The 1,198-nt window shown below is 35.3% G+C and carries 2 protein-coding genes; both read left to right on the top strand.

The window, feature by feature from the left end; translation table 11 throughout:
* On the top strand, positions 1-189 hold a 189-nt coding region (locus E1171_RS24080), incomplete at its 5' end, for a hypothetical protein (RefSeq protein ID WP_222931317.1).
* An 85-nt stretch (positions 190-274) separates the two neighbouring features.
* A partial coding sequence (locus E1171_RS01065; protein ID WP_155203238.1) for a lantibiotic dehydratase C-terminal domain-containing protein occupies positions 275-1,198 on the top strand: 924 nt, incomplete at its 3' end.

Raw genomic sequence — 1,198 nt, 5'->3', positions numbered from 1 at the left:
GGGAGGGATGATTATAAACCCCAATATATAAACTTCAATAATTCTTTACTTGTACGTTTATTTGGGAGGATGATTGGAAAAGCACCAGCATCCATTAAAATAGAAGAAATGACACCTTCCTCTAAAGAATTATTGTCTTTTAATGGAGAAGATCTTGTTTCGGAATTTGTGGTACAGTGGAGCTGTTAATCCGTTGTTGTATTTTACTTCCCTTCCCATTTTTGGAAAATAGTTTATGGAGTTTTTTTAATCAATGAAGTATAAATTTATCTAAGTGAAACAACAAGAAAATAAAGCCTGGCTGGCATCCCACCTATATTATGCAGAACCATGGGAAGAGTTTTTGGTGAAAGCCGTAAAACCTTTTGTAGAAGAAGTGATTTCAAATGGATTCGCGGAGCAATATTTTTTTATTCGTTATTGGGAAAAGGGGCCACACATTCGGTTGCGATTTAAAGGAAATAAGGTTGTTCTTCAAACAAAGCTAAAGCCCTATTTGGAACAATTTTTTTCCACATATTATTATGAATATCCCTCCCAGAGAGATAAAGACATTTGGGGGAAGTCTCAGGATCTTTTTCCAAATAATTCAATCAAGTTTGTTGAGTATGAGCCGGAAATAGCGCGTTATGGTGGTGAGGTAGGTTTATTCATTTCTGAAAAGCATTTTGAAGATTCTTCAAGGGTTGTTCTTTCAGTGCTAAATGAAAGTGAATCTTGGAATTATGAAAAGGCTTTAGGGGTAGCTATACAAATGCATTTGGCATTTGCTTATGGTCTGGGTTTGAATATTGGGGACGTTATTCAGTTCTTCCAAATAAATTTTGAAAACTGGTTTCCAAGGGCCTATTTTCCATATGGAATCAATCTCAAAGCCGATGAAATTGAGAATAGAAAACAGGAAACTCTAAAGGCATTTGAGGAAAAACTGGACCAACAAAAGGCAGTGCTTCTTCCTTTTATTAAAGTAGTTTGGAATGCATTAGAAGAGGGAGTGGATTTTGAGCAAGAATATATGAACTTTTGGGTTGAATCTGCTTCACAAACTAGTAAAGAAATGAAAAACGCCCATGAAAAAGGGCTTCTTCAAGTTCCACCCTATAATTCTTCATTATATGATTTGGCCCCGGAGCAGGAACCATGGAGAATTTATGAAAGTTACTTTCATATGATAAATAATCGGTTAGGTATTTTTAAT

Source organism: Xanthovirga aplysinae, from assembly GCF_009711365.1.
GTDB classification, from domain to species: domain Bacteria; phylum Bacteroidota; class Bacteroidia; order Cytophagales; family Cyclobacteriaceae; genus Xanthovirga; species Xanthovirga aplysinae.
Note: the sequence above shows the minus strand (reverse complement) of the source record. Positions and strands in the feature narration are given on the sequence as shown.